This is a genomic window from Microtetraspora sp. NBRC 16547, assembly GCF_030268965.1.
GTDB lineage: Bacteria > Actinomycetota > Actinomycetes > Streptosporangiales > Streptosporangiaceae > Microtetraspora.
Genome location: NZ_BSSE01000008.1, coordinates 110,955 through 134,823 on the forward strand (window position 1 = coordinate 110,955; position 23,869 = coordinate 134,823).

17 protein-coding genes and 1 pseudogene are annotated in these 23,869 nt (G+C 65.1%); 9 read left to right on the forward strand and 9 right to left on the reverse strand.

Translation table 11 applies throughout. The annotated features are described in order from the left end of the window. Window positions 1-101 precede the first annotated feature (101 nt). The 3 genes and pseudogenes from QSK17_RS14200 to QSK17_RS14210 form a co-directional block, all read right to left on the reverse strand. A complete protein-coding gene (locus QSK17_RS14200; RefSeq protein WP_285705159.1) occupies window positions 102-2,096 on the reverse strand; it encodes a HelD family protein in 1,995 nt (664 codons plus the stop codon). A 225-nt stretch (window positions 2,097-2,321) separates the two neighbouring features. Further along, a pseudogene (locus QSK17_RS36410) lies at window positions 2,322-2,696 on the reverse strand (hypothetical protein); the annotation flags it as partial. Window positions 2,697-2,829: 133 nt separating this feature from the next. Continuing rightward, window positions 2,830-3,315 (reverse strand): NYN domain-containing protein, encoded by a 486-nt coding sequence (locus QSK17_RS14210; protein WP_285705161.1) that lies wholly within the window; start codon window positions 3,313-3,315, stop codon window positions 2,830-2,832. Window positions 3,316-3,512: 197 nt separating this feature from the next. On the opposite strand from QSK17_RS14210, the gene QSK17_RS14215 reads away from it, so the two are divergent. From QSK17_RS14215 to QSK17_RS14240, 6 genes are all read left to right on the forward strand, one after another. Continuing rightward, complete coding sequence (locus QSK17_RS14215; protein WP_285705162.1) at window positions 3,513-5,507, forward strand: N-6 DNA methylase; 1,995 nt, start codon at window positions 3,513-3,515, stop codon at window positions 5,505-5,507. Further along, window positions 5,504-7,522, forward strand: coding sequence for a type I restriction-modification system subunit M (locus tag QSK17_RS14220; RefSeq protein ID WP_285705163.1), 2,019 nt, complete (start codon window positions 5,504-5,506; stop codon window positions 7,520-7,522). Before QSK17_RS14215 ends, QSK17_RS14220 begins: the two co-directional genes overlap by 4 nt. After that, on the forward strand, window positions 7,519-8,799 hold the full coding sequence (locus tag QSK17_RS14225; RefSeq protein ID WP_285705164.1) for a restriction endonuclease subunit S: 1,281 nt from the start codon (window positions 7,519-7,521) through the stop codon (window positions 8,797-8,799). Before QSK17_RS14220 ends, QSK17_RS14225 begins: the two co-directional genes overlap by 4 nt. Before the next feature lie 420 nt (window positions 8,800-9,219). Next, entirely contained in the window at window positions 9,220-12,330 is a 3,111-nt protein-coding gene (locus QSK17_RS14230; RefSeq protein WP_285705165.1) for a type I restriction endonuclease subunit R, read from the forward strand. 65 nt (window positions 12,331-12,395) lie between these two features. Then, window positions 12,396-13,943, forward strand: coding sequence for a serine/threonine-protein kinase (locus QSK17_RS14235; RefSeq protein WP_285705166.1), 1,548 nt, complete (start codon window positions 12,396-12,398; stop codon window positions 13,941-13,943). Window positions 13,944-14,101: 158 nt separating this feature from the next. Next, the gene (locus QSK17_RS14240; RefSeq protein ID WP_285705167.1) at window positions 14,102-15,745 is read left to right on the forward strand and encodes an AfsR/SARP family transcriptional regulator; all 1,644 of its coding nucleotides are present in this window, start codon (window positions 14,102-14,104) and stop codon (window positions 15,743-15,745) included. Window positions 15,746-15,749: 4 nt separating this feature from the next. On the opposite strand, the gene QSK17_RS14245 is transcribed toward QSK17_RS14240, so the two are convergent. Next, window positions 15,750-16,085, reverse strand: a complete 336-nt coding sequence (locus tag QSK17_RS14245; protein ID WP_285705168.1) for a hypothetical protein — start codon at window positions 16,083-16,085, stop codon at window positions 15,750-15,752. A gap of 251 nt (window positions 16,086-16,336) precedes the next feature. Here QSK17_RS14245 and QSK17_RS14250 point away from each other — a divergent pair, with 251 nt between their 5' ends. Beyond that, window positions 16,337-16,831, forward strand: a complete 495-nt coding sequence (locus tag QSK17_RS14250) for an ATP-binding protein (RefSeq protein WP_285705169.1) — start codon at window positions 16,337-16,339, stop codon at window positions 16,829-16,831. A 283-nt stretch (window positions 16,832-17,114) separates the two neighbouring features. Then, window positions 17,115-17,390 carry a hypothetical protein gene (locus tag QSK17_RS14255; RefSeq protein WP_285705170.1) on the forward strand — a complete coding sequence of 92 codons (276 nt, stop codon included), beginning with the start codon at window positions 17,115-17,117 and terminating at the stop codon, window positions 17,388-17,390. A gap of 3 nt (window positions 17,391-17,393) precedes the next feature. Here QSK17_RS14255 and QSK17_RS14260 read toward each other — a convergent pair whose 3' ends face one another. From QSK17_RS14260 to QSK17_RS14280, 5 genes are all read right to left on the reverse strand, one after another. Then, a complete protein-coding gene (locus tag QSK17_RS14260; protein WP_285705171.1) occupies window positions 17,394-18,734 on the reverse strand; it encodes an IS701 family transposase in 1,341 nt (446 codons plus the stop codon). A gap of 344 nt (window positions 18,735-19,078) precedes the next feature. Further along, window positions 19,079-20,128 carry a hypothetical protein gene (locus QSK17_RS14265; protein WP_285705172.1) on the reverse strand — a complete coding sequence of 350 codons (1,050 nt, stop codon included), beginning with the start codon at window positions 20,126-20,128 and terminating at the stop codon, window positions 19,079-19,081. 157 nt (window positions 20,129-20,285) lie between these two features. Continuing rightward, window positions 20,286-20,780 (reverse strand): hypothetical protein, encoded by a 495-nt coding sequence (locus QSK17_RS14270; protein WP_285705173.1) that lies wholly within the window; start codon window positions 20,778-20,780, stop codon window positions 20,286-20,288. 1,025 nt (window positions 20,781-21,805) lie between these two features. Next, window positions 21,806-22,177 (reverse strand): hypothetical protein, encoded by a 372-nt coding sequence (locus QSK17_RS14275; protein WP_285705175.1) that lies wholly within the window; start codon window positions 22,175-22,177, stop codon window positions 21,806-21,808. A gap of 21 nt (window positions 22,178-22,198) precedes the next feature. Continuing rightward, window positions 22,199-22,387 carry a hypothetical protein gene (locus QSK17_RS14280; RefSeq protein ID WP_285705176.1) on the reverse strand — a complete coding sequence of 63 codons (189 nt, stop codon included), beginning with the start codon at window positions 22,385-22,387 and terminating at the stop codon, window positions 22,199-22,201. Between the two features lie 370 nt (window positions 22,388-22,757). On the opposite strand from QSK17_RS14280, the gene QSK17_RS14285 reads away from it, so the two are divergent. Further along, a complete protein-coding gene (locus QSK17_RS14285; RefSeq protein WP_285705177.1) occupies window positions 22,758-23,816 on the forward strand; it encodes a MarR family transcriptional regulator in 1,059 nt (352 codons plus the stop codon). The last annotated feature ends 53 nt before the right edge of the window (window positions 23,817-23,869 follow it).

Below are 23,869 nucleotides of genomic sequence, written 5' to 3' on the forward strand. Positions count from 1 at the left end.
CGTGTCGTCGACAACGAATCTTCCTCGTGTGGCGTAGGGGCTGAAATTTGATGGTCAGGAAACGGTCCCCTGAATGTCCCAGTAAGGCCGCCCGCGCGTGCTTACTCTTCGTGCGGCGTCGCCACTGACTGCACCTCTCCCAAGGCAATGTCCGCGTGGGCGCCTTCCCATCCAGTGCCGCTTTTCCAGATCACGGAGACGTTGAACGTCTCGTCCAGGAGGTCGATGGCCCAGGCATCCTGAGGCGCCTCGGCGAGGACGAGAAAGAGGTGGTCTGCACGCTCGTCCATGGCCCCGTCGATCTCCAGCAGGCGTACGGCGGCCTTCCGTATCTGCGCGTACGTTGAGACGTCCTTGGCGACGACCTCGTAGACAGCGGATCCGTTAGGGGTCTGGCAGGTGATATCGGCCAAGGGCGAGTCGCTCAGTGGCTGGAGGCGGGCGCCGTACAGGTCGGAGATGAGACTGTGGCGCAGCCGCTCATGTGGAAAGTCTCGCCTGTCAGCGCTGACATGTTCCCTTAGGGAAGCGAGGAAATCCTGATAGCTGTCGTACCGTTCGGAAGGGGGCATGTCGTCCATGATGGCCGTGACCGCGGTTCCTCGGGAGACGGTTGGCTCGGCCTCGACAACAGCGAGGTCTTCAGGGCCACCGAGTACGACGGGTAGCGGTGCTGAGTGCACGATGGTCAGCGTCTGAGTACATCTGGTGATCGCCACGTAGAGCCGGCGGAGCCCGGCTGGGCCCTGCTCGGCGATCGCGCGGGGTTCCAGCACGACCACGTGGTCAAACTCCAGCCCTTTGGCCAGCGGCGCGGGAATGACCGAGACCTGCTCCATCGATTCCGGCAAGGCGGCCGATAGCTCTCGCCCCGTCTCCGCGTCGGGAACGACCAGAGCAACCGACCTGGCCTGTTCTCGATCCAATGCTGCGAGTTCGAGCGCCCGCTTCACTGTCTCGGCCACAAAGTGTTCTCGGTCGACCGGCACCAACGTCAGGGCGCTCTCGGCTGGCGGGCGCACCGATACGGGAAAGGCCGTTGAAGGTGAGATGAGGGCGGCCAGCGGGGCGGCGAAGTTCATGACTTCGGTGGGCACGCGATATCCCGTGCTGAGCTCCGCGATATGCCAGGGGGCGCTTCCCGCGAGGATGTTCGCGAGCCGGCCCCAGACGTCGTACTGCCGGGCTCCGGTGGCCTGCGCCAGGTCACCAAGCACGGTCATGGACCCACTCGGGCAGCGCCGGGCCAAAGACCGTGCCTGCATGGGAGTGAGGTCCTGCGCCTCGTCCACGACGATGTGGCGATACCGCTGTGGTTCCTCTCCGGACAGCAGGTGGCGCAGTTCCTCCAGGCAGACCAGGTCGTCGATCGTCCAGTGTTCGTCCGTGATCCGGCGGGCCTGCGGGCGGGCGATGGCGAGCTGTTCCTCGGTGGTGAAGAGTCCGGTGGATGCCTTCCGGAGCGATTTCGTGTCGCCCAGCAGTTCGCGCAGCACGCGCCCGGCGTTCAACGCCGGCCAGACGGAGTTGAGCAGTGTCGCCACCCGCGCTTGTTTCTCCAGTTGGAAACGGAACGTCTTGTCGTCCATCCGCGTCCGTGTGACCGTGGCGTACTCGTGCATCAACCGATCGAGGAGCATGTCGACGAACCGGCGGCGGCGGACCATATAAGGGCCGGCCGCGTCCCGCGCCTCCGAGGCGAAGGCGGCGACTTCGGAGAACGCGACCTGGAGACTGGCTCCCCGGAAACTGACGCTGAGTGCCTCGTCGGTCCCGTTCGTCAGTGTCTCGAGACGGATGTAGCCTTCCACCGCGCGACGCAGGACCTGCGCCATCCGCTCGTCCGACTTGATCATCCGGGCGGGCGGCTCGTCCGTCCCGCGGACCTCGCCATCCCACAGTCGGGTGACGTCCACCGTGCTCACGCCCCGACTGCCGAGGCGGGGCAGGACCTGACCGACATATCGCAGGAACCCGCCATGCGGCCCGACGACGAGCACTTCTCTCGCGGTGAAGTGTTCGTTGTCCAGCAGCCAGGTGACGCGGTGTAGGCCGACGGCGGTCTTGCCGGTGCCCGGACCGCCCTGGACGACCATCAGGCCCGGGTGGTCATCGGACACCAGCCGGAGCTGGTCCCGCTGTATCGTCTCCACGATGTCGCGCATGATGCCGTCGCGCGCCAGATCGAGGTCGGCGAGGAGGAACGGATCGGCAGGTTCGTCCATCGGACTGAGCGCCCGTGCCCTCTCCGAGGCGGCGGCTTGGATCTCGTCATCGATGTAGTCCAGTACCTTGCGCTCGTCGCACCGCAGTCTGCGTCGACGCCGGACGTCGGCAGGTTTGTCGGGGGTGGCCAGCCGCCACTTGATCGCCTGCGGAGCGGTCCACTTCACGACGGCGAGTTCACCCTCGCCGTCCCGTACGGTGTCACGGCCGAGATACCAGGTCAGCTTGTCATCCGGATCCTCGGTGAGATCGACCCGCATGGTGACTAGGGGGAGGCCACCAAGGTCTTCGCGCCTGCCGTACTCCCGCGGGACGTCCGTGTGGGAGGAGAGTCCGGCGTCAGGACAATCTGAGCGGGATCGTTCCAGGAAACGGCTGATCTTGTGTCTGTCCAGGTCGACACAGTCATACGCGTGATCTACGGCACGCTGCTCCTCTGCGATCACAGCTGACCGTTCGGCCTCGCCCATACTTCCTCCGGTGGGGGTGCACTGTGTGAGTGGGCAGTACAGGGATGACGCTCGTCATGCACGAGTTGTAACGATCTATCAGGAAATTCCGCTGTGTGTCAGGCTTTTCTGACCTTCATGCGGCGGGATGGCCTTAGGCCGCCTGCCGTACGGGCAGTTCGAGCCGCACGACGTCGGGGACGGCTGCATAGAGGCGCCAGCTGAGGTGCCCAGGCTGGGACACGACGGTGACGTGCAGGCCGTTGCCCGTCAGCCAGATAGCGAGATCGGCGAAGTAACCGTCTCCTGATCCGATCACCGCACGCTCGAACCGCAGGTCGATCCGGTCGGTCCGGGCCGCCTCGGCGAGTGCCCGGTCGGCACCGTCGGGTCCGGACCGGGCCAGCAACTGCACGCCGCGCAGTGCGACTCCCACCGCGACCAGCGCGTTGTGATTGACCGCAACGACGAACTGGTCCATGGGGCCGATCCGTACGAGGCGCTGATAGGCGGCCATCACCTGCTTTACCTCGTCCGTGCTTGGGCGGGGGGACCCGGTCAGGTTCTCGATGTCCAGGAGATGGATCGCGCGTCCGCGACGCAGTGACTTGAGGCGCGTGGTGGGGGAGATCACGGCCATCGATCCCTTCCGTGACGGTGTTGGAGAGTCAGGTGTCGACCATTAGAGCATGTGTTGACACTATCAACCAACACATCATGGGACGTTGCTCGAGAACAGCGATTGAGCTATGGTCCGATCTGCATCGGGGAAGGTTTACGGAAGGCAGTCCACACGTGCGGCAAGACGTCCAGGTGACAGCGGCGGACATTGCCCGGATGGCTGGGGTGGGGCGCGCGGCGGTGAGCAATTGGCGCCGCCGTCACGACGATTTCCCGCAGCCGGTCGGAGGGACATCCACGAGCCCGGCCTTTTCACTCGTAGAGATCCAGGGGTGGCTGCGCGGTCACTCAGACGGCAGACGGCTCCCTGCTGACGAGTGGCTCTGGCAGGAGCTCCGGGCGGCGGTCAACGACGACGATCTCGCCGATCTTATCGCGGACATGGGGGCCTTCCTCGTGTACATCCACCGTGAGGCGGACGACTGGGGAAAGCTCTCCAGCAGTGACGATGACGCCAGCGTGGTGGCGGCTCTCCCGGGCCGGATTCGTACGGCCTGCGCCGGGATCATTGGCGGCGATGCGTTTCCCGAGCGGCTGCCCCGGAACCGCATGTCATTGATCCGATCGATCGCACGGCTCGCGGAGGAACGTGGCACGCGGGACACCTTCGAGTTCCTGCGTGAGCGGTATTTCGAGGTGCACACCCGGCGCGTCTACTTCACGCCCCCGGAGATCGTTTCTTTGGCGCTGGATCTCGCCGGTCAGGATGTCGGGTCCGTTTTCGACCCAGCCTGCGGGGCTGGCGGCTTCCTCTTTGGAGCGTTGGAGCACCGACCCGGAACACGGCTCATGGGACAGGACGCCGACCGGGTGACGGCGCACCTAACCGCCGTACGGCTCGCGCTATGCAGCGACAACGTGGAGATCCGCGCCGGAGACTCGCTCCGGGCCGATGCCTTTCCCGGTGAGCTCGTCGACGCGGTGGTGTGCAATCCTCCATTCAACGACCGCAACTGGGGACACGAGGAGCTGACCGCCGACCCGCGATGGGAGTACGGCCTGCCGCCTCGGGTGGAGTCCGAACTCGCCTGGGCGCAGCACGCGCTCGCTCATCTCCAGGTTGGAGGCGTCGCTGTGCTGCTGATGCCGCCAGCCGTCGCGAACCGAAGGTCCGGGCGGCGTATCCGGGCCCAGCTCCTGCGGCGCGGAGCGCTGCGCGCGGTCATCGCCCTCCCGATGGGCAGTATGCCCAACATGGCGGTCGCGCTGACCCTGTGGGTCCTTCAGCGGCCGAGCGAGGGCCGGTCTCCGAGTCATGTCCTGATGGTCGACACCTCGGCCAGGCCGGAGGACTACGCCCAGTCCGCCGTGCAGGCATGGCGAGCGTTCGTTGAAGGGCATGAGCTGGACGAGCCGGGACTGAGCCGTTCCGTCCCGCTCATCGATGTGCTTGACGATGACGTCGACCTGATCCCGGCCAGATATTTGTCCCCGGCCGTCGAGGGAGCGACATCTCCCGAGCGGGTCACCGGCGCGGGAAACCGGATGGTGGACTTGCTGCACGCTCTCGCCAAGTTGGTGCCCGTGGCCGAGACCGTCACTAAGCCGCGGGACCTACCGCTGATCCCGCTGTCCGAGCTCGTACGGCGCGGCATGCTCACCGTCCACTATCAGCATCCGCTCCGGCCTGGCGAGGAGTCGGAGGTGCCGGACGGCTCGGCCGTACTCACCGCCGGTGACGTCGCTGCAGGGCAACCCGCTTCGGGGACGACCCCTGAGCGCGCGGTGCGCAAGACGATCCTCACCCACCCGGGTGATGTGGTGGTGCCCCAGGTCACGCAGCAGCTCGTCGCCCGGGTTATCCACGAGGGGGGCGCTGTACTGGGGTCCCACCTGCATCTGCTGCGGCCCGATCCGGAGCTGCTCGACCCCGATTTCCTGGCGGGCTTTATTTGCAGTTCCATCAATTTGCGCCATTGCAGCTCCATGTCGTCGCGCTATCGAGTAGATGTACGACGTGCGGAGGTGCCTCTCCTGCCGATCGAGGAGCAACGGAGGTACGGCGAGGCCTTCCGGCGCCTGGCCGTGTTCGAGTCATCCCTGCACCAGGCGGCGGCGCTGGGCGAAGACCTGGTCCAGTTGATGGCCGACGGCCTGACGCACGGAACCGTCCAGCCGTCCACAACAGAAAACTTGAAGGGAACACGGTGAGCAGCAACCACCAGAAGTACGCGGACTTCATCTGGTCGGTGGCCGACCTGCTGCGTGGGGACTACCGTCAGTCGGAATACGGCAAGGTCATCCTCCCCTTCACCGTGCTGCGCCGGCTCGACTGCGTGCTGGAACCCACGAAGGCCGCCGTACTGGCCAAGGCCAGGGAGCTCGCGGGCAGCAGCCTGCCGGACGGGGCCAAGGACCGCATGTTGAAGAACGCCTCGGGCGAGAGCTTCTACAACACCAGTGAGCTCGACTTTGGCAGGCTGACCGGCGACTCCGACAACGTCGCCAGGAACCTGAGCGCCTACATCGGCGCCTTCTCACCGGGCGCGGGCGAGGTGCTGGAGAAGTACCGCTTCGACGAGCAGATTGCTCGGCTCGATGAGGCCGGGCTGCTCTGGCTGGTGGTCGCGAAGTTCGCCGAGATCGACCTCCACCCGAACGTGGTAGACAACCACCAGATGGGCTACGTCTTCGAGGAGCTGATCCGGAAGTTCTCCGAAATCTCCAACGAGACCGCGGGTGAGCACTTCACTCCGCGCGAGGTCATCCGGTTGATGGTCAACCTGCTGATGGCCCCGGACGATGAGGACGTCATGACGCCCGGCATCATCCGTACGGTCTACGACCCGGCTTGCGGCACAGGCGGCATGTTGTCTGCCGCAGAGGAGCACATCAAGCGTTACAACAAGAAGGCCACGGTCAAGGTCTACGGCCAGGAGCTCAACCCCGAGTCGTGGGCGATCTGTCGTTCGGACATGATGCTCAAGGGCCAGGATCCGTCAGAGATCGTCTTCGGCAACTCGTTCACCCTTCGCGGTCACGAGAACAAGAGGTTCGACTACCTGCTGGCCAACCCGCCGTTCGGTGTGGAGTGGAAGAAGGTGCAGAAGCAGGTCGAGGATGAGCGTGACAACCAGGGCTGGACTGGCCGGTTCGGCGCGGGGACGCCCCGGATCAATGACGGCTCGTTCCTCTTCCTCCAGCACATGATTTCCCACATGAAGCCGGTCGAGCAGGGCGGTTCCCGCATCGCGATCGTTTTCAACGGCTCGCCGCTATTCACTGGTGCGGCCGGATCGGGGGAGTCGGAGATCCGCCGCTGGATCCTGGAGAACGACTGGCTGGAGGCGATTGTCGCGCTGCCCGACCAGCTCTTTTACAACACCGGCATCTCGACGTACTTCTGGATCCTGTCAAACCGCAAGGCCCCCGCGTTGAAGGACAAGGTGATCCTGCTCGACGGTCGCGAACACTGGGCCAAGATGCGCAAGTCTCTCGGTGACAAGCGCAAGCTCGTCACCGACGACCAGATCGCCGAGCTGACCGCGATCTACAAGGACGCGCTGAAGATTGCAGCCGAGCCGGAGCACGAGCACCACGCGAAGGTGAAGGTGTTCCCGCGCCACGCTTTCGGTTACCAGCGCGTTGCCGTCGAGCGCCCGCTCCGGCAGCGGTTCGAGGTGAATGCCGAGACCGCCGACGCGGTGGCCGAGACCAAGGCGGTCCTCAAGTTTGAGCACTGTGACGCCCTGCTGACCGCGCTCAGGTCCATGGCCGGTACGGCAAGCGGCACCAAGCTGGAGTTCGTCGGGCTGTTGGACAAGGCATTGCGGGAGAACGGCCTGGGCAAGCTGCCCGCGCCAGCGGAGAAGGCGATCTGGGCCGAGGTGTCGGTCAGCGACCCCGAGGGTGAACTGCAGACCGACCGGAGGGGCGCTTCGCTGCCGGACTCCGATCTGCGGGACAACGAGAACGTGTCGCTGACCTCGATGAATGCCACTCCGGCGCAGTTGGAGGCCGAGATTGAGGAGTACCTGAAGCGAGAAGTCCTCCCACACGTCCCTGAGGCATGGGTGGACCACTCCAAGACCAAGATTGGCTTCGAGATCCCCTTCACCCGCCACTTCTACGTCTACACGCCTCCGCGCCCCCTCGAAGAAATCGACGCCGAACTCAAATCCCTGGAAGCCGAAATTCAGAAGCTTTTGGGCGAGGTGACGAAGTGAGTGTCGCTGAACTCGCGCCATGGCTTGAGCAGTCTCGGTGGCCAACGGTGCCGATCAGATATGTCGCCAAGTTGGGAACTGGTCACACGCCCAGCCGTCAGCATCCGGAGTACTGGGAAGACTGCACACTTCCCTGGATCACGCTCGCTGACGTATGGCAGTTTCGGGATGGGACCCGAGACACCATAGCGGAGACCAAGGAGAAGATCAGCCGTCTCGGACTCGCGAATTCCGCCGCGGTCCTGCATCCGGCCGGGACGGTGATCCTCTCCCGAACCGCGTCGGTCGGTTTCTCGGCGATCATGGGTCGCAATATGGCGACTAGCCAAGACTTCGCGACCTGGACATGCGGTCCGGAGCTTGAAGCTCGATATCTGCTTCACGCATTGCGCGCGATGGCGCCTGACCTCCGCAGGGTCGCGGCGGGATCCACACATAAGACGATCTATATGCCAGATATTGAGCAGCTCAGAATTCCACTCCCACCGGTTGAAGAGCAGCGGCGCATCGCCGACTTCCTTGACGTTGAGACCACTCGGATCGCTCGAATGGAAATGCTCCAGCGTCATGTGCTCGATAAACTGAACGAGCGTGATCGAGCAATATTGGATCTTGAGCTCGATCGCCTGGGGGGATGCTCTGGTGTGAAGCCTCTCCGGCGATCGATCCGCCGGATCGAGCAGGGATCTAGCCCTCAATGCGACAACACCCCCGCCGAGATGCATGAGTGGGGAGTCCTCAAAGTCAGCAGCGTCAAACACGGTCGATTCTGGCCGGAGGAGAACAAGCGACTGCCTAACGCGGTGGCTCCCGAGCGGCGATACGAGGTTCGCCCAGGAGACTTGTTGATAACTCGCGCCAACACGCCGCTATTAGTCGGAGCGGCGGCTGTCGTCCCAGAGGTGCGCGAAAAGCTTTTGCTTTGTGACAAGATCTTCCGAATTGAGCTGATATCTGGTCTGGATCCACACTTTGTCGCACTGGCCTCTCGGGGGACAAAGATCAGAGATCTTTGCGCAGCGGCTTCGCATGGAACGTCCCTGTCCATGGCCAACCTCAAGACTGAGGAAATCAAGGAGTGGCCGATTCCCAATGTTGATCTCACTGAGCAGCGCCTCGGTATCAAGAGGGTGACGGAGCAGCAAGCGGTTACCGGTGCTCTGCGAGCCAGCATTAATCGTCAGCTTGAGCTTCTTGCAGAACGACGGCAGGCGCTGATCACGGCGGTGGTTACTGGGCAGATTGATGTCACGACTGCACGGGGGGTCGCCGGGTAACCAGGGCGCGCGGTGAGGACATCCACCTGCGTCCCCCGACCTGGGTTTCGAGCTTGACTTCCAGGTCTTCCTTGGCCAGGCCGAGACCGCCGATGAGCGGAAGCTGCCGGATGTCCGCCTGGATCGTCGCCTCGCTTCTTGAGCAATTCCGATCCGACAGCCGCTCGAGGGTGTCACGCAAGGGCTCCGATATATCACTCGGCATTAACGAGAACTACCACGACTGATAAGCGACGAATAGAATCACATATTCTTCCGCATGCGGATAGAGTATTATTCCGGATTTCGTGATAGGGCGCAGCCTGTTTGGTCCGTCGCCTGAGGGAGGTGACCGGCCGTCGAGCTTCCCCGATGACCACTTGGCCGCTGCCCGATTCGGACAGAATGGTTCCGGTCGCATCTGTCGAAAGGAACGTGATCATGTCCCCCGTGCATCACGAGAAGGTCTTCGAGGACGCCATCGAGCGCGTGCTGCTCGATTCGGGCTGGGTGAGGGGCGCGAGCAGCCTGTACGACCATGGCTTGGCCCTGAATCCAACCGAGCTGATGCATTTCGTGCAGGCGACCCAGCCCAAGGAGTGGGCCCGCCTGGTCACCATGCAGGCCGGGGACGACGAGGGAGCCAAACGCCGTCTCGCGGAGGTCGTGGCGAAGGCGATCGACAGTGAGGGCGCCCTTGACGTGTTCCGGCACGGGGTGAAGGACCGGGGCATCAGCTTCAAGCTCGCCTACTTCCGGCCCGCGCACACGATTGCCGCCGACGCGCTCGAGCCGTACCGCAAGAACATCCTCAGCGTCGTCCGACAGCTCCGCTACTCGGCCAAGAGCAACGACGAGCTGGACCTGACACTGTTCGTGAACGGTATCCCGGCGGCCACCGCCGAGCTGAAGAACCCATTGACCGGTCAGACCGTCGAGGACGCCAAGCTGCAATATCGCAAGCACCGCGACCCCAAGGAGGCACTGTTCGCCCGGCGGACGCTGGTGCATTTCGCCGTCGACCCGGACCTGGTCTTCGTTGCGACCAGGCTGGCCAGGGACAAGACCCGCTTCCTGCCGTTCAATATGGGTACAGGACGCGCGGGTAATCCGGGAGGCGCGGGCAATCCCACGTCCGGCAGTGGCTACGCCACTGAGTATCTGTGGAAGCAGATCTGGCATCCAGACACCTGGCTCGACCTGCTCAGGCGGTTCCTGCACGTCGACGATGAGGATGTGAAGAAGGGCAAGGGGCGCAAGCCGTATCCCGGGAAGGCACATAAGCTGCCCCTGATCTTCCCGCGCTACCACCAGTGGGACGCGGTGCGGAAGATGACCGCGCATGCCAGGCAGTACGGCGCGGGCCACAACTACCTGGTGCAGCACTCGGCAGGTTCCGGCAAGTCGAACACGATCGCCTGGCTGGCGCACGCGCTGTCCAATCTGCACACGCCGGCGGCTCTCGCGGAACTGGACGAGTCGGCGGTGGCCAAGGGATACGGCCCGAACCAGCGCATCTTCGACAAGGTCATCGTCATCACGGACCGGGTGGTGCTCGATCGCCAACTCCAGGAGACGATCTACCAGTTCGAGCACACTCCCGGCGTGGTCAAACGCATCGACCAGCACTCCGACCAACTCGCCGAAGCGTTGCAGGGCGAGACCGCGAAGGTCATCATCACCACGCTGCAGAAATTCCCCTACATCCTCCAGAAGGTCACGGGGCTGAGAGGTAAGCGATTCGCCGTGATCGTGGATGAGGCACACTCGTCACAGTCCGGCGAAGGGGCGGCAGACCTCAAGAAGGTGCTGTTGAAGCTCGGCAGCGACGACATCGACCCTGATGGAGACCCGCTCACCGCGAGCGCGCTGGCCCGTGGCAGGCACGACGACCTCTCCTATTTCGCGTTCACGGCCACGCCGAAGAACAAGACACTGCACCTGTTCGGCGTGGACGGTGAAGACGGCAAGCCGCGTGCGTTCCACATCTACTCGATGCGGCAGGCCATTGAGGAGGGCTTCATCCTCGATGTGCTGAAGAACTACGTTACGTACAAGACGTTCTGGCGGCTGGTCAGCACCGAGCCCGACGACCGTGACGTCGACAAGCGCAAGGGCCAGGCGCTGCTGGCGCAGTTCGCCGACCTACATCCGACGAGCATGCAGCAGCGTGCGCAGATCATTGTGGAGCACTTCCGCAGGCACACCGCGCACCGCATGGGCGGCCGGGCCAAGGCAATGGTGGTCACTCGTTCACGTGAGCATGCCGTACGGCTCGGCCAGGCGATCCGCAGCCACGTGGAGACCCATGGCTACCCGGACTGCGGGACGCTGATCGCGTTCTCTCAGGCTCTCGAAGTCGACAAGATTGAGTACACCGAGGCCAAGCTCAACGGCTTCAGCGAGAAGGAGCTCCCGGAGCGGTTCGCCTACTGCCGAGCGGACGACAGCTCGCCGAACGCGGAGGAGAAGCCGGAGTTCCGGATCCTGGTGGTGGCCGACAAGTATCAGACCGGCTTCGACCAGCCGCTGCTCACCACCATGTACGTGGACAAGAAGCTGGCGGGCGTGGCCGCGGTGCAGACGCTGTCACGGCTGAATCGCACGCACCGGCTCAAGTCGCAGGGCGACATCTTCGTGCTGGACTTCGCCAACGAGGCGGCGGAGATCCAAGAGGCGTTCCAGCCGTACTACGAGGGCACGGCCAGCGAGCAGATCGACCCAAACCTGCTCTACGTGCGGGAGTCGGCCGTACTCGGGCACGCCCTGCTCGTCGAGTCGGAGATGCAGGCCCTCGCTGAGTCGTATCTGCAGGCGGAACGCACGTCGGCGACGCAGCGGGAGTGGGAGAAGGCGCATGCCGCGCTCTACCGGTTCACCGAACCCGCCGTACAGCGATTTGTCGAGCGGCAGAAGGAAGACGCGGAAAGTGACAGCGACTCGGCAGAGGAGTTCCGTGGCGATCTGCGTGTGTACGTGCGCCTGTACGGGTTCCTCGCGCAGATCGTCCCTTATGTCGATCCCGAGTTGGAACGGCTGTACCTGTTCGGTCGGTTCCTGCTCAACCGGCTGCCACGTCGCGAGGATCCGGCCGTGGACGTGGGTGAGATCGACCTCACCCATCTGAAGATCACCCAGACCGGTGAACACGACATCAGCCTGTCGAAGGAAGAAGAGGTCACGCTGCCCGCGCCTTCGGGGGCCGGTGGCGCGGCACCAGATCCGGAGTTGACGTCGTTGCGCAGGTTGATCGCCGCCATGAATGACAAGTACGGCCTTGGCCTGTCCGAAGCCGACCAGATCTGGGTGGAGCAGCAGTTCGAGGAAGCGGTGAGCAACGATTCACTCAAGGCCGCGGCCCTGGTCAACGACGAGGCCAACTTCGGTGAGGTGTTCGCCGACCATCTGGAGAAGGTCGTCGTTGAGCGGCACACCGGGAACACCGGCCTGGTACAGCGGTTCTATGACGACTCGCTGTTCCGCTCACGGATCACTGAGCTTGGCCGCAGGCAGGTCTACAAGATGATCCGGAACAGCGAAGGGGTGGAATGACCGCGAATGGCTGCCGTGCCGTAACGGTGTCTCCGGCCATCACGATCCTTTGAGGTGGGGTCACGGTGAAGCAGGACGATGTCATCGCCGAGCGGTACGAGTTGGTCGAGTTCCTGGGCAGGGGCGGATACGGCGAGGTCTGGAAGGGCTTCGATAAGTCCCTTGACCGGCATGTCGCCGCCAAGTTCATCCGTGCGGACGCGTTTCCCACCCTGGATCGACGCCGGGAGGCTGAACAGCGGTTTCGGCGGGAGGCCCGAGTCACGGCGAGGATCCAGCACCCAGGTGTGCCGGTCGTGTACGACGTGGGCGCTCACGGGGAGTCGCTCTACCTGATGATGCAGTTCATCGACGGCATCGGTGTTCATGACCTGCTCCATGAACACCGCCCCCTTCCAGTCGCCTGGGCGGCCGCGATCACGGCTCAGATCTGCTCGGTGCTGACGGTCGCCCATGCGGAGTCGTTGATCCACCGGGATCTCAAGCCAAGGAACCTCATCATGTGCCCCGACGGCACGGTGAAGGTGCTGGACTTCGGCATCGTGGCCGTGCTGGGCTCGGCCGACATCACCCAGATCACCAGGGTTGGGGAAGGAGTCGGGACGGCGTACTACATGTCCCCGGAGCTCGCCATCACCGGAAAGGCGAGCGCCCAGAGCGACCTTTACGCCCTTGGATGCGTGCTCCACGAACTGCTCGCCGGCACACGGGTTTTCGAGTCCGCGCACACGGTGGCGGAGATGAGCCGCCACTATTCCGAGACGCCACCTCCACTGCGGTCACTACGACCGGATGTGCCCGTCGAGCTCGAAAAGCTGGTCCTGGAACTCCTGGCGAAGAAGGCCGCCTCCCGGCCGACCGGGGCCTGGGAGGTGTACGAGCGGTTGCTGCCCTTCGTGGTCGCCCTGCCACCACTGCCGGGGGCGACCACCGCGGCACCGTCACCCGATCCCATGCGTATGTACGCCACCGTCGTCGAACGCATCGCGGCGACCGCGCTCACAGGCCCGCGCGTACCGGCTCCCCGACCGGCCGGTGTGTCCAGGTTCTCCGAGGCTGAGCTCCTCGCCGCGAACGAACGCGCTGAGGAGCTGGCCGTCGACGGGAGGTTCAGCCAGGCCATCGAGCTGCTGGAAAGCGCGCTACGTGGTGCCGATGACGTCCTGCCGAAGGCCCACCCGGTGGTCTTCGCGCTCCGGATGCGCCTGACCGACTCGCGGTTCGCCGCTCGGGATTACCAGCAAGCAGCCAGGGAGTACGAGGAGCTCCTGCCTGAACTGGCCGGAATGCTGGGGTCCGACCACCAGGCAGTGCTGGGCTGCCGCCTCAATCAGGCGCTCTGCTCCGCGGCCCTTGGGCGAAACGAGATCGCCCTGTCGCAGATGAGGGTGCTGCTCGCGGACATGCGATCCGCCCTGGGCGACTCTGACCCGCTGACGCTGGAGCTGCGGCGGGAGCTTGGCGAACTTCTCGCCAAGCTTGGTGACCACGAGCGGGCGCGCGAGGTGCTGCGGCCTCTTCTCGCCGACATGGTGGCGGTCCATGGTGCCGACCATCCGGAGGCACAGCGTGCTCGAGCCCTCTTGGAGAACCTCGATCGTCTGGCCGGCTAACCGCCTCACGCCCGTGAACCGGCCAGGCATGCTGGTGATCTATTACCAAGACTTGATCGTTTGATCTTAGATCTTGATCGCGCACCGGGTAGATCTTCGGTTGTCACGAATCATGCGCCATCCAGCCCTTTCCGAGGACTGTCCGGGGGTGATGCGGTGTGATCAAGACGTTCCCGTCCCGCAGGCAGGGGACTCGCTACCTCGTCCGAGGTGCCCTCCTCAGCGTCGCGATGGTCGGCCTCAGTCCAACGGCCGGCTACGCGGTGACCATCCGAGACCCTTACTGCCACGTGTCCCAGCAGGCTTGGCAGGTCTACGACGTCGAGAAGTTCTGCGACCTGGTCAACAAGGATCTCGCCGAGGGCCGGATGCCTGACCTCCTGGCACGGTTGGAGGAATCGCGCCGCGTCCCGCAACCGCCGCCAACGGTCTCCAGGCCGACGGTGTCCGCGAAGCCGCGGCAGCAGAAGAAACCGCCGGACGTGGCTTCTCCCAAGAACGATCGCACCACGCCCAGCCGCAATGTGCAGACGACTCCCGGCGAGCGGCCCGCCACTCCACCGTCCCGTGTGGAGAAGGCGCAGAGCAGCGAGCGGCACCGGAAGCCTGTCGACCACGTGACGGAGAAACCGTCACACGGCAAGGCAATCCGAGCCAAGCAGGACGAGCCTCGCTCTACTCCCACCGCGACGCCGTCGCCAGTGGTCCCCGGGATTGTGTCTCCGCGGCCCGCTATAACGCCAGGCGAATCTGCCGGGCACGTCGTCCCGAGTCCCCGAGCCTCCAATGTGACGACGACCGCCAGCGATCCGCTGATAGTCCCTATCGGAAAGGCCCTGCTGTACGGCATGGCGGTCGCGGGCGCGGCAGCGCTGCTCCTGCACCGGCTCCGCCCGACACCGGCCCGCGCAGAGATGATCCAGGGCACGGAGATCGACCCTGGAGAGCGACAGGACAAGACGAAGCCGAGCACCGTGGGCCTCGCCGTCCCAGCCACAACGAGCGCTCCTGTGCCCGAGAGCACTCCGAGGCCGGAGTGCAACCAGGTGGATGGCAGCCTGACGCTCGTCACGGTGCGGGTCCTGGACCAAGTAACGGTGTATGGACCTGCCGGGAACGCCGACTGCAGCCGAGGAAAGGATGTCGCTGACCTCCTCGGTCTGCTGGTTGTTCACCGGGACGGCCTGACCCGGGAGCGGGCTTACCAGGTGCTGTGGCCCGACATCACATTGGACCACTACGACTGCTTCCACGGGCCGAAGAGCGAGCTGCGCGACAGGCTGGTGCGGGTCCTGGGCCGCCCGAACCAGGGGAAGAACCTGCTCCAGTACGTCGGGGGTCGTTACCGGCTCAACCCGGCACTGGTCACCGCCGACCTATGGCAGCTCCTCGACGCGCTGGCCGAGGCGAAGCAGGCCAACAACCCCGAGCAGGTCATCGCGTCTCTGCACAGGGCCGTCGACCTCTACCCAGGGCCTTTTCTCCCGGCCGGTACCCATCCGTGGGTCGGCGAGACCGCCGAGGACTTGCGCCACGACGTCATCCAGGCGCTACTGCGGCTCAGCGAACTCGATCCTGACGTCGATCGCGTAACTGCCGTGCTGGAACGGGCCCACAGGTTGGACCCTGTCAACGAACAGGTGTCATGCCGGATGATGAGTCACTTCAGCGCCCTCGGCCGGAACGACGCGGTCTATGTGACTTACCGTGATCTCTGCCAGGTCCTCGCGGAGCTGGACGGGCTCTCGCCGTCGGCCAAGACTCGCGAGCTGTACGGCAAGCTCACTGGCCACGCCTCGTAGCCCGTCACCACGGTTCCAACCGAGTCGGGTGTGTCCCATAGATCTGCGCTAGGAGGGTGAGCGCCCAGGTGGAGGGCCGCCTGCCCCCGGCGGGCCAGGCTTCGTAGTCGTACAGCCTGCTCTCCCGCAGCGTTGCGGCGCCCGACGGGTCGAGGTCGTTGAAGGCGGTCACGACCTGAGTCGCGGTGAGGCCGCTGGCGTAGCGATAGAGCTTCAACGGGCTCACGTCGTGGTCGAGGGCCAGCACTACGGCGATCTGGTCGATCGTGAAGCGGTGCGCCCGCAGAGCACGGCTGCGCCGTCGGCATTCGAGCAGGGTCTGGTATCCCGTACCTGACATCATCATCCATTCGCGCTGGTCAGTGGCGGGCGGATCGTAGGCCGGCTTCTAGAGGATGATCGAGTCTGGTTGGGGTGGTCCGTCAGCGGGGCGTCGAATGATCGCGAGGTGCACGACGGCATTTCCGCAGGTCACATGCGCTTCTCCGCGGTTACTGGCTGACGTGATCCCGGGGATTCGATTCGGACATTGAGTCGATCCATCGTGCTGGTCCCTCCCGGATTTACCGGGACGTCACGGAGGTGACCAGCGTGAACGATCAGGAGCTTCGGCAGTTCGACGAGCCTCAGCCCGGCGTGATCTGGACGACCGTCCGGCTGCGGCGCGGAGCGGGCGAGATGCTGTGGTGGCGGGTTTTCCCCGGCCGCGGTGATCAGGTCGCGCCCGCCCGCAAGATGGTACGAGCTCTGCTGGAGGACACCCAGCGCGCCGACGATGCGGAGTGGGTGGCGGCCGAGCTGATCAGCAACGCCCTCCTGCACACCCGCTCGGGAGCGCAGGGCGGCTACTTCGTAGTCGAGGTCGCGCGCAACATCTGCGTCGCGAAGGTCCTGGTGTACGACCTCGGCGGCGGAGGCGTGCCCGTCTTCGGCCAAGGATTCACGCCGAGCGAGCACGGGCACGGCCTTCGCGGCGTCGCAGCGCTCGCCAACCGCGTCGGGCTGGAAGGCGATCCCGTCACAGGTCACGTCGTGTGGGCCCAACTCGTCCTGACCGTTCCGGACACCGCACGGGCTGCATCTTGATCAGGAGCTTCGAGTCTGCGGAGCGGGCCGAGCTTCAGCAGATCCGGCGCGAGTACCCTCGCTGGGGGTTCCTTCTCGTGGAGGGCTGTTGGTTTGCGGTCCATGGCCGGAACACCCTGATTGAAGCATCGACGGCTGATGAGCTACGCGCGGCACTCACGCTTTCGACCGGTCCAGTTTCACGCGACGCCGACACGGGGTGCGGCAGCCGCCCGTCGTACGCGCTGGCGGGTGATCAGATCCAGCCCGGGGTGCTGGCCGCCATGCCGACCGAAACCGGCACGTGGACGATTCTGTGGCGTTGAACAGGGGCGATGTTCCGGTAACTGCCCTCGTGATGGCGTTCGGCGGAAGTCCATCGAACCTCCGATGGCTCTCGCCGAGTGCCTCACACGGCTTGGAAGAAGTGCGGATCCACACCCACCTGCTCGAGCTGCACGAGCTTGCGATTCACGCCGAGTTCGTAGTGCTTGAGAAGCTCACACAGGCGGTCGCCATCAACAAGATCGAGCGGTGGCGCACTGTCACGGCAGCTGTAGATCGTGATGTTCGGTCTTGATGGTCAAGTGATCGACGCTGCGGTCACTTCATTCCAACGGCGGTGACATCGCGCGGCGCGATGCTGGTGACGGCGTCGCCATAGTGACCAGCGCAGCGCGTGGACGATGTCATGGGCCCGGGCGTGGAAGCGACGGAGGAGGCGGGTCAGCTCCCGGCAGCTGAGCGGGACCAGGCCGATGGAAGCGGCGGCAGTGGCGGCAGTGGAGGCGCGGTCGAGGCTGACGGTCACGGCCAGCAGCATGTGGGCGAGCAGGCTGATCAGGCTCCACCGGTGCCAAGAAGTCCAGGTGGTGACCTGTCCTTGGTCGAGGCCGGTCAGGCCTTTGGCAGCCTGGAAGTCTTCCTCGATCTTCCAACGGCGGCACACCACCGCCACCAGTTCGCGCAGCAGTCGGGGAGAGGGTGACCAGCAGCGGTAAAACGACAGCTCACAGGTGTAGCGGTGGCGGCGGATGAGCAGGGTCGAGGCGCCTTGGCCTGTCTCACCGTGCCCGTCGCGATCCTGTGGGGCGTCGTCGGGGCGGATGTCGATAGCGGCCCAGTCGTAGTGGCGGTCGCCCTTGGTTCCGGTCCCGGTCCGCAGTCGTTGCCAGGACGCGGTGGGCAGCGCGTGGGCCAGGTCGGCGACGGTGCTGGTTCCGGCGGGGGTGGTCACCCGGTGGTCGGTCTTGACCGCGAGCACGTACCGGAAGTTCAGCGAGCGCAGTGTGGTGCGGAACTTGCGGCCACCGTAGACCTCGTCACCGGCCACCCAGGCGTCGGTGATCCCGCGTGCCTGCCAGGCGGCGAGCATCTGTGCAGCCAGCTGAGGCTTGGTGGCGAAGGTGATCTCGTCGGGGACCCCGGCCATGTCACGGCGTTCGTCGTCGGCGGCCCATGCCTCGGGCAGGTACAGGCGGCGGTCGATCAGCGTGTGCCCGGCCGTGGTGGCGTAGGACAGGTGGACCGCGATCTGGCATAACCCGACTCCACCGAGGGCTCCGCTGTACTGGTGGGCGGCGCCAACCGCGTCGGGTGAGGACTTCTCGTCGCCGGTCTCGTCGATGACCAGCACGGTTTCGTGGTTGCCGAGCTGGTCGATCGCCCAGACGGCGGCGTGTTCGGCGACGTGGTCGTGGTCGAAGCGTGCCCGGGACAGGAAGTGCTGCAGCACGTGCGGGCCGCGGTGGCCGATCTGCTCGGCCAGCGACCAGCAGTTGGCGCTCTCCTCGATCGTCACCATCGCTTCGATCATGTCGCGGCAGGTCAGCCGGGTCTCGCGGCGGCGGAAGCCGCCCGCGATCCGGTCCATCAGGTCATTGACGACGACGGGCCAGCGTTCATGCGCTACGGTGGCGGCCACGGCCACCGTATCTGGATCTTTCGACACAATTGATCATGATGCCGGTGGCCGTACCCATGTCCGCACCCGGCTCGCATCGAGGACCCGAGCCGATATGCGCTGACCTGGGGTAACACGTCAAAGGTTACGATCTACAGCTGCCGTGACTGTCCCTGGTGGATTCCCGCAACGTCTCGGCGGTGAAAGTCCCGGTCGTGATGAGGAGACCCTTGTCGCTCCGGCCTGCCAGTGCGTACGGAAGTCACGCACGGTTCCGGCGCCCACCCGAACCCTTGTAGCGCTGCACTGGAAGAAGACGGCGAAGCTGATGAAATGAAGATCATTGGCCTGCCAGTGATACACCGCTAGAACGGGTGACTGTATCGGCGGTCCTTCACGTGATCGTAAATTGCACGCAACCATGGCTGACGAACCTCTGGCAGCCGTGCCAGCGTCCAGAGGAACACGTCCCAGTCCGGCCGGAACGGACCGAACGGCAGCTGCGGTGGGGGGTCATCGCGGTAGACGCCATCGGGCAGCCCACCCGAAACGGGAAGGTGCCGCTGATTGTGGTTGAAGGCCAGATACATCCACACATCGGCAGGCAGCGGTACCGCTGCCCCAGCAGCGCATGGCCATACCTCCCCAGTCTGCGGATGCCGTGGGACCACGAAGATATCCGCGACCGTGGCGGACAGGCCCGGCCCGGCTAGAGCCAGGCTCTTTGCTGACGGCTCCGTTGGGAGCAGAGCATCGAGCGCTGGACGGAACGTGTCGGCAACGGGGCCATCAGGGAGGACAACCCGCGCACCGTCCGACGCCGCCAGCAGGTGGGCCAACGCTACCGCGACCGCAGCCGTCCACAGCGGGCTCCACCCGCCGATCGGCTCAATCGGCGGTGTTTCCGGCTGCTCCTCCCACAGCGCCTCCCAACTGAGCACTCGAGGAGCAAGTCCATCGGCGCTGATAAGACGCACAGCGCGTGGGTCCAGCCACACCACCTGCCAATAGGTGCAGTCGTCGATGCGGGTGGCCACTTCGCGCCCGCACTGCGCGCACGCCAGGTTCGGGCCGTCCCTGCCGTCCAGGCCCATGCAGTAGCCATCACATCGCTCTGGAATCAGAACGGTTCCGCGTACGTCGCCCGGCGCGACCGCAATTGCTCCCTGCGGTCCGTACGAGAGGGCGTGCACCGGCGCGTACACACCACGAGCCTCGGCTTCCTTCGCGCCGATCTCCTCCCACGGCCGCCACGGTGGACCGAAGGGCTCCGGATCGACTGCGTACGTCCCGGACTCCAGGAGCGCGGGAAGCAGCTCATGGCCGTACCTCTGATGGGCGTGGACGGGGAGCGCAACCTGCGACACAGGCAAGGTCAGCGCGGCACCACAGTCCGCGCACGCGAACACAGCCATGTGTCCCTCAGCGCCACGGTCTCGCATGATCCGCATGATCTTGACTCAGATTTAATCTTGGGGGAAGCGCTGGGGACCAATTAGTCGCCACAACAGTAGCGCCGGAGCGCCTGAGACTGTGGGCCTGGAAGAGCATCCACCTTCTCCACCGCTCCGGCTAGGTGCGGTCGTCGCCCCAGGCAAGGTTGAGGCACTCCGCTAGGTCCTCAGTCGTGCCCCCCACGTTGAGGAGGGCGCGGGCGGCCTGGGCCTGCCTGGTCGTAGGCAGATACCCGTCGAGGAGGTAGGGGAGCAAGAGTCGCCGCCCCAGTACCTCACGCCACGAGATTCCTGATGGCCTGCGTACCACGGATATGTTGACCCTCAACGCGTGCTCGTTGCCTGGTGGGACGCCGGGCCGGTCGATCTCGATGGCGACGTACCGGAATCCGTTGGCCAGGTCGCAGCCAGTGCAGCCAGCCGGACCCCGGCTCAGCCTGTTGCCGCACTCGGTGCAGGTGAGCCGGTCGTAGGCGGCGTCCACCACCCGCCACAGGTGCCTGTTGGGCTCGTCGATCACCATCTCAGCGACGTCGCGCTCATCCAGGGCCGTCAGCGTGCCGAACTCCTGCGTGACGAACTCCCGCCATCCGGATTCGACGATCTCGTCCACGATTCCGGCGCATCGCTCGCACTCAGGCGCTCCGGCGGGTTCCCAGTGGTGGCATTTGCCGCACCGCCGCATCCTTGAACGGTACTCGCTGTCCTAAGCCGGACTCCACCCGATTATCGCGTCGTGACAATGTCGTTCAAGCAGCCTGCGAAGTGGCGGATGGACGCGTGGTCCACCCTGGCGGTTACCCGTCCGACATATGGTGACGGGCAACTAGCCACCACGACTAGTGACTGCCATCGGACGACCACAGAGGAATACAGCTCGCTCGATCGTTGGCCCTTGCCAGTGCCGCATCCCACGTAGGGAGCCCGCTCCGCGCCAGGGTGGAGGGGATTTCTCGTCACAACGCTCTCCTCTGAATGCCAGCCGGGTCCGCATTGCCGCGGACGGATGCTTGACGGTGGCGCAGAGTCGGGTCATGGTCTACGCCGACGCGAATCCGGCGACCCACCGAAAGCTGGCGGGGGCGCGACAAGGCACCCTGGCCACTCACGATGGCGATTGGATTGCGCACAGCCCTCTTGAATGTGCAATCGATGACGGCTGACCCGGGTACCAATGGGGGCTCCAGCTCGGGGATCGATAGGGATAACGGCTATGACCGGTACGTTCTAGATTGCGAGTCTTCGCAGCCCCACGCCTTTTGGAATGGTCCATTGATGAGGCCGACTGCACGCGCGGTGACCGGTGCAGCGATTGGTGTGGCGATCCACGATGCGATGGGTGTCGCGGCTGAGATCGCATCGGTCGTGGTCGAGGATCGACGCAGCTCGGACGGCTTTTGGGTGATGCGGTGGCGAGCCCGACTCGCCGTAAGGCGACGTAGTTCATATGTGCTGCGCCGTACACATGGGCGTCCTGCTATTCGCTGTGGTGCCCACCGTACGCAACCTGCTCCGCCGTACCCAGTGGTCAGGCCCGCCGGCGCGGTGCGCCGGCGGGCCTGAGTCATGGTGACGGTCGTAAGGCAGTGCCCGGTTTTTCCGGGCCCGCCACAGGTAGGCGGGCCCGGCACACGGCCGTCAGACGATCAGGACGGGGCCAACCCCCATGAGTTCGACGATCCGGGCGGCCACCGCCTCAGCCGGGGTGTCACGGGGCAGTGCTTTGGTGTGCAGTCCATCGGCGGTGCCCGTCCTGATTGTGATCGGGCGCTTCGGCGTCGTGCTGACCGTGATGCGGACGTGGTCCCCGGTGGCCTTGACGTCGTAGCCCTGATCGATGTGACGGCCGTGGATGTCATCGGTACGGACGTGGCCGTGGTTCGTGCGTTCGAACCCGTAGGCGCGCAGGGCGCGCAGGGCGCGCGTGTAAGCGGCAGTCAGCGGCATGAGGTCGCGGTAGGACGGCCATTCGAGAAGGCGGTCGTGGGCGATGTCGCTGACGACGTGCACGAGGTCCTGATCACTAACCGGTCAGCCGGATCGACGTTGGATGTCCCCGAGCTCGGCGAGCATGCCGTACGAGACGATCTTCAGGAGCGTCCCGTCATCGGCGGCCGACGTGGGTCCGATCAGGATGTCGGTGCCGTCCCACATCAGCGTCCAGCCGGGTCCGTGATCATTAAGTCCCCGCAAATGGGCCTCGGTCACCTCAATGCGCATTGACTTCACCTTCCGCTTCCACGTTTCCCCTGAAACGGCGTCGGAGATTCCCGCCACGCCCTATTCACGCTCCGACGGAATAGCGAAGTCAAGCTGACGGGCCAACGCGTTTCATGACGCTTGTTGTTTCCCGAATCCGCTTCGCTAGGACGCCGATCCCATTGAAGTCAAGTCGGAGCGCGGCGTGCCTCCGAGTTGAATATCTCCTAGTCAGAGACGCTTTCAGTTAGGCAAGCCTCTCCAGTCGCGATAGTGACAAGAAATTTCGTGGTGCCGCTTGCGAGCCGCGCGAACCAGAGCAATAGTCGAGCTCCGCCGAAATTCAACCGGCCTATACGCCGGTGAATTCAAGCCGGAAAGGAGCCTTACCGTGGCTGACAGGGATGCCGTTTTGATGGCTGGAGAAACCACCCCCGACACGCTGACGGACGGGGCGTCGAACGCCGCTGAATTCCCCTACATCGCCGACGCGGCCGAAGACATGGGCCGGTCCTCCGACGGCCGCGTCGAGGCCGTATGGGGCGCGCTGATCGCCAACCCGGGCACATCCGCGACCCTGCTCGGGGCTGCGGTGGACATGAGCCGGACGGCCGCCGGGAAGATCCTCTCCGGCTTGGAGGCCGAGGGGCGCGCTGTGCGCACGCCGGGCAGTCACGACGGGCGCAAGCGCACGCCTGACATCTGGCACCCCGTCATTCCGGATATGGAGGAGACCGCTCCAGCCCCGGAATCTGTCGGCGATCAGAACATGAACCTCGACGACGCAGACGCCGCCACGCCTGGCCCTGTGGAGATCGTTTCTGAGGACCTGCACACCGGCGATGAGGCCGATCAAGACGCATCAGCGGACCTTCACGAGGTCACCGGGCCGGAGGCTCTCACTTCGAGTGACTCCGAGGGTGCGGCCCTGCCGGTGGACGACGGGGCGGTCACGGACGCATGGGGTGATCAGGAGCCGGAGATCGGCGGCTCCGCACGCGATCACGGTCCGGAGACCGATACCCCGGAAATCGCCTCCGCGACCGCCGACCCCGCCTGGGAGCAGGCGCGGCGCGAGCTGATGAACCTCGCGGAGATGCTGCTCGGCACCGTGGAGGCGATGGACGGCGGCGACATCGCCGGAGCGCTGGGCCGTCTGGAACTCCTGCAGGCAGACGTGTCCCGTGTGCGCCGCGTCGCCCGAGCCGTCCTGACCGGCCCCAAGCGTGCCGTCGCCAGCTCAGACGCCGTGCCCGCACGGCCCGGCCAGCTCCGCGACCGGGTGCTTTCCCACCTGAAGGAGCACCCAGGCAAGGACTTCACTCCGTACGAGATCGGGCGAGTGCTCGGGAGCTCTTCCGGCGCCGTCGCCAACGCCCTCGACCGGCTGGTCTCCCTCGGTCAGGCCGAGCTGACCTGCGAGCGGCCCCGCCGGTTCGCCACCGCCTGACCCACTCTCGGGCAGGTCGTTCCGTACGGCCCGCATCCTGCAAAGCCACCACA

Bases quoted from the DNA above. Each gene is read 5' to 3' on its own strand.
- QSK17_RS14200 (WP_285705159.1), bottom strand. From the start codon at position 2,096: ATGGTCGTCCAGGGCGGTCCGGGCACCGGCAAGACCGCCGTCGGCCTA.
- QSK17_RS14210 (WP_285705161.1), bottom strand. From the start codon at position 3,315: ATGGCCGTGATCTCCCCCACCACGCGCCTCAAGTCACTGCGTCGCGGA.
- QSK17_RS14215 (WP_285705162.1), top strand. From the start codon at position 3,513: ATGGCTGGGGTGGGGCGCGCGGCGGTGAGCAATTGGCGCCGCCGTCAC.
- QSK17_RS14230 (WP_285705165.1), top strand. From the start codon at position 9,220: ATGTCCCCCGTGCATCACGAGAAGGTCTTCGAGGACGCCATCGAGCGC.
- QSK17_RS14245 (WP_285705168.1), bottom strand. From the start codon at position 16,085: ATGTCAGGTACGGGATACCAGACCCTGCTCGAATGCCGACGGCGCAGC.
- QSK17_RS14265 (WP_285705172.1), bottom strand. From the start codon at position 20,128: ATGGCTGTGTTCGCGTGCGCGGACTGTGGTGCCGCGCTGACCTTGCCT.
- QSK17_RS14280 (WP_285705176.1), bottom strand. From the start codon at position 22,387: ATGCGCATTGAGGTGACCGAGGCCCATTTGCGGGGACTTAATGATCAC.